This is a genomic window from Bacillota bacterium, from assembly GCA_040754675.1.
Lineage (GTDB): Bacteria > Bacillota > Limnochordia > Limnochordales > Geochordaceae > Geochorda.
Map to the genome: position 1 here is coordinate 1 of JBFMCJ010000332.1, position 4,594 is coordinate 4,594.

6 protein-coding genes and 1 pseudogene are annotated in these 4,594 nt (G+C 70.7%); 2 read left to right on the forward strand and 5 right to left on the reverse strand.

Features of this window, described 5'->3' with window-relative positions:
- Both AB1609_16105 and AB1609_16110 read right to left on the reverse strand, forming a co-directional pair.
- On the reverse strand, positions 1-618 hold a 618-nt coding region (locus tag AB1609_16105), incomplete at its 3' end, for a hypothetical protein (GenBank protein ID MEW6047973.1).
- A gap of 100 nt (positions 619-718) precedes the next feature.
- On the reverse strand, positions 719-1,222 hold the full coding sequence (locus tag AB1609_16110; protein MEW6047974.1) for a cell wall hydrolase: 504 nt from the start codon (positions 1,220-1,222) through the stop codon (positions 719-721).
- Positions 1,223-1,286: 64 nt separating this feature from the next.
- On the opposite strand from AB1609_16110, the gene AB1609_16115 reads away from it, so the two are divergent.
- Both AB1609_16115 and AB1609_16120 read left to right on the forward strand, forming a co-directional pair.
- Positions 1,287-1,835, forward strand: a complete 549-nt coding sequence (locus AB1609_16115; GenBank protein ID MEW6047975.1) for a hypothetical protein — start codon at positions 1,287-1,289, stop codon at positions 1,833-1,835.
- A 44-nt stretch (positions 1,836-1,879) separates the two neighbouring features.
- Positions 1,880-3,049, forward strand: a pseudogene (locus tag AB1609_16120) (MFS transporter).
- Here the strand turns inward: AB1609_16120 and AB1609_16125 are convergent.
- The 3 genes from AB1609_16125 to AB1609_16135 all read right to left on the reverse strand — a co-directional run.
- A complete protein-coding gene (locus AB1609_16125) occupies positions 3,040-3,492 on the reverse strand; it encodes a RidA family protein (GenBank protein MEW6047976.1) in 453 nt (150 codons plus the stop codon). The pseudogene AB1609_16120 and the gene AB1609_16125 overlap by 10 nt on opposite strands.
- A gap of 2 nt (positions 3,493-3,494) precedes the next feature.
- Entirely contained in the window at positions 3,495-4,406 is a 912-nt protein-coding gene (locus AB1609_16130) for a heme o synthase (protein MEW6047977.1), read from the reverse strand.
- On the reverse strand, positions 4,403-4,594 hold a 192-nt coding region (locus AB1609_16135), incomplete at its 5' end, for a hypothetical protein (protein ID MEW6047978.1). The genes AB1609_16130 and AB1609_16135, both read right to left, overlap by 4 nt.

Consider the following 4,594-nt stretch of genomic DNA (forward strand, 5'->3'; position numbering starts at 1 on the left):
CCCGGCCTCGGCGTAAAGGTTGTTGAGATCGCCGTGCCAGCGCTCCAGCAGGGCCCGGGCGGCGCCGGCGAGGCGCTGCCGCTGGAGATCTTTCCGCACCGGCCCGCGGTAGGAGCGCGCCATGACCCGGTCCACGGCCTCGCACCAGTCGGGCCGCGCGGCCGCCGCCGCCCGGAGGTCCAGCAGCCCCTCCCGGCGCAGTTCGCAAAAGGTCTCCTCCACGCTGGCACGGCGCACCGGCGCTCCCATCAGGATGGTGAGCGCCAGGAGTTCCCAACGTCCGGCGGGCGTGCCGGCGTCGATAGCTTCACCGTAGCGCTGGAGCGTTCGCGGCGGGGCCTGTTGCGACCAGAAGCGCACCAGCGCGCCGGCCACTGCCGCCCGGCGTTCGCTCGGGCGGTCCCGCTCGTCCGGTGAGATGGCCGTTTCGGCCCACGCCCCTTCTGGCGCTCCGCCGGGCCGGAGGGCCTCCGCCAGCATCCGGGATAGGGTCTGGCCGTTTTGCTGCAGCAACGCCCCGAAACCGGAACGCAGCAAGAGTTCTCGCGCCGAGTTGCCGATCTGCGCCGCAAGCGCCAGCAGTAAGGCCTCCGGCGGATAGTTGCCCTGAGAAGCCATTTACTCCGGTCGCCTCCCCGGTTCACCGCAGGAGGCCGGCCGGCAGGCCAGCGTAGGCCGCGTACATCGGGGCGAGGCCCGTGTCGTGATGGCCCGTCAGCTATCTTATCTTATCCACGCCCGGCGTGTCATCGGCTGGGGCGTCCGTCCGCCCGGGGCTTCGGTAGAAGCGAAGCCGCATCACGCCCGGCACTTGCACCGGCTCCAGTCCCCGCGTCCACGCGGGCGGCGGGATGCTGGTGTCGTGATAGTGGTACACGCCGGGAATGGGGTTGTCGGCCTCCGAAGCGGACAGCACCTGCCAGCTCACCCGCACGCACTCGAGCCACGCTTCCCGCTCGAGCGGCGCCCGCATGGGGTGCAGGATGGCTTCCCGGTTGGGGTCGCCTCGGTTCCAGCACGAAAACTGATAGGGGCGGGTAACGACCTCCCAGACCGAGTGGCCGAACCGGTGAGCCGGGTCGCGAGCGCGGTTCCGGATCACCCACGCCACGGCCCGGCGCGTCGCATCCCCCTCGCCCCGCACCTCGCCGAAGACGGTCTTCGCCATGTACATCCAGTTGGTAAACTCATCGGGCAGGACCGGTTCGATCACGCGCCTCACCCGGGGGCAGGCTATGCCCGGCGCCTAACGGGCGCCGCAGGACCCGGAGAGGAGATGCGACCCCATGCCGCCCGAGGATCGGCCCCGCACCCGCCGCCGGGGGCAGACGCCCAAGCAGTTCATTGAGGTGGGCGGCGAGAAGCTGCCCGTCTGGATCGAGCAGGGCCAGGTGCGCACCGTGCTGCCGTTCGACATCGACTTCGTGCGCCTCGCCCAACTGCTGAAGTCCGCCGGCTACTTCTACGCCAACCATCCCGAGCGGGTGGACACGCAGGGGTGGGGGCCGCGGTTCGATCAGGAAGGGTACTACCCCTACTGGGTTTTCCGGGAGGGGCTGCCCCGGCCCGCCGGCGGCCGCTCCCGAACGGTCTTCGCCTTCCCGCCGCAGGAGTACGTGCAGCCGGGTCTCCCGGCGACCCGCCCTGAACGCCCCCGCAAGATGCCCAAGGCCCGCGCGCCCGCCCCCGACGCCGAATTCGCCGCCGAACTGGCGCCGCCGGCCCGACCCGTGGTGGGCCCTAGGGCCGAAGAGGAACTGCGCCGCTGGGTGCCCTTTCTTCGCCAGGCGGCCCGCCCGGCGCAGGGAGACGCCTCCAGCCCCCCGAATGGGTAAGGGTGCAGACCTTCCAGCGCTTCCGTCACACCGCTGCCGAGAGCGTGGCCACCTACGCGAGGGCGCTTCGCACGTTCTCGCCCGGCGCCCGCCTTTACCTGTGGCACACCGCTGTCAGCGGCATCTCGTTCAGCATGTACGCGCTCCTGCTGAACCTGTACCTCTACAGCCTCGGCTACCGGCAGGACTTCATGGGGCTCATGAACGCCCTGCCCGCTGTCGTGGTGCTGGCGTTGGGGCTTCCTGCCGGGAGCTTCGCCGACCGCCGGGGATACCGTACGCTTCTCATCGCAGGGGTGGCCATCCTGGCCGCTTCGGGCTTCGGGCTGGCCCTGTCGCGTTCGGCCGCCGCCCTGCTCTTCTACTCGCTGCTTTCAGGCGTCGGCAGCACCATGACGTGGGTCATTGGAACGCCGTATCTGGCCGCCCAGTCGGGCGAGCGCGAGCGGGTGGAACTGTTCGCCGTGCACTTTGCCCTCATCACGGCAACCGGCTTTTTGGGGAGCCTGCTTGCGGGGCAGGTCCCGGAACTGGCCGCCCGTTATCTCGGAACGGACGCCATGTCCTGGCAGGCGCTGAGGGCAGGCATGCTCGGGGCGGCGGCGCTCGGCGTCGTCTCGCTGGTTCCCCTGCTGCAGCTGCCCTCCGAGCCGCCGCGTGCGCCGGGTCGCGAGAGGCCGCCGCTCCTGCCGGATCGCACGGAGCGGCGGCTGTTCGTAAAGATTCTGCTGCCGGCCGGGCTCATCGGGTTCGGGGCCGGCGTGATGGTCACGTTCTTCCAGATCTTCTTCCGGCTGCGGTTCGGGCTGGAGCCGGGGGAGATCGGCGCCATCTTCGCCCTCACGTCGGTGTTCAACGCGGCCGGCTCGCTTCTGACCCCGCCCCTGGCCCGGCGCATCGGCAAGGTACGCACCGTGGCGCTCACCCAGGCGCTGTCGATCCCGTTCCTGCTGGTGCTGACCTTCTCGTATGACCTGCGCTGGGCGGCCGTGGCCTTCTACGCCCGGTCGGTGCTGATGAACATGGGCGGCCCCATCGCGGTGGCGTTCGCGATGGAGCTGGTGCCGGCGCACCGCCGCGCCACCCTCTCCAGCCTGGAGGCCATGCTGGGGAGCCTGGGCAGGGGCGGCCTGGGGCCGGTGGTGAGCGGCCTTCTGCAGGTGAAGGGCGGGTTCGAGCCGGCGTTCACCCTGACGACCCTGAGCTACGTGGCGGCCACGGTGCTCTTCTGGACGTTCTTCAAGGACGCCGAGCGCGGATCGACGGCAACCGCCTCGATCTCGACGGCCGCGCCCCGGGGCAGCTCGGCCACGGCCACGGTCGAGCGGGCCGGCGCCGGTTCGGGGAAGAACTCGGCGTAGACCCGGTTCACCTCGGCGAAGTCCCCCATCGACCGCAGGAAGATGGTGGTCTTCACAACGTGTTCGAACGTGGCGCCGCAGGCCGCCAGGATGGCCTTGAGGTTGCTCAGCACCTGCCGCACCTGCACCTCGATGGGCCCCTCAACCAGTTGCCCGGTGGCGGGGTCGAGGGCGATCTGCCCGGAGACGTAGATGAAGCCGTTTGCCCGGATGGCCTGCGAGTACGGGCCGATGGCGGCGGGCGCCTTATCCGTGCGGACGGCTTCTCGCAGCGGCGTTTCGTGGGGCTCGGTCATGGCTACCACCTCGCGGATGCGATTAGCGCCAGGAAAACAATGGCCAGGTATGTCATGGAATACCGGAAAAGCTGCCCGTCCACCTGCCGGCTGGGGCGCAGGTAGGCTCGGGCCGCCAGGGCCACGTACACGGCGCTGGCCGCGCCCGCCACGCCCAGGTACCCCCACCCGCCGACTCCCAAGAACGGCGGCAGCACGGCCACCACGGCGAGCGCCGCCGTGTAGGCGAGCATCTGCCGCCGTGTGCTGTGCGCCCCTCTCGTGTTGGGCATCATGGGAACGCCCGCCCGCCGGTACTCTTCCTCAGCCAGCAGCGCCAGCGACCAGAAGTGAGGCGGCGTCCACAAGAAGATGATGCCGAACAGCACCCAGGGCGCCAGGCCCAGCGGGGCATCGGCCGCGGCCCAACCGATGAGCGGCCCCATGGCGCCGGCAGCGCCGCCGATGACGATGTTGTGCGGGGTGCGCCGCTTCAGCCAGAGGCTGTAGACGCCCACGTAAATCAAGAACCCCGTCAGAGTCAGGGCGGCGGCGAACAACCCCACCCACCGCAGCATGATCGCAAGCCCCGCCGCCGCCAGCGCCAGCCCGTACACCAGGGCATGGCGCGCCGGAACTCGCCCTGCGGGGATCGCCCGGCGCGCCGTGCGGCGCATCAGGGCGTCGATGTCACGGTCGATGTAGCAGTTGAGTACGCCGCCGCCGGCAGACGTGAGCCCCACGCCGGCGAGCGTCGCCAGAGCCAGACCAAGCGAGATCCCGGCACCGGGTGCCGCAAGCAGGCCCCCCAGCGCCGTCAGCAGGATGAGCATCACGATGTCGGGCTTGGCCAGCCGGTAGTAGTCCTTGGCCACCCGCCCGGCGCGCTGCCACGCGCCGGCTGCCTGTGCCGCCGGCAGGGTATCGGCCTTCATGCGGGCGTCCCTCCAGGGTGTTCCAGACGGGGGGCGGGCACCGGACGGGCCAGAGCCGGCGGCCCCGTGCGTCGCAGCACCCACTCGCGGGTGGCCGCCCCCGACAGCGCGGCTACCAGGAGTTCGGCTGTGGCCAAGTGCAGCACCTGAAGCCAGGCGGGAACCATCCACGCCACGTTCAGCGCACC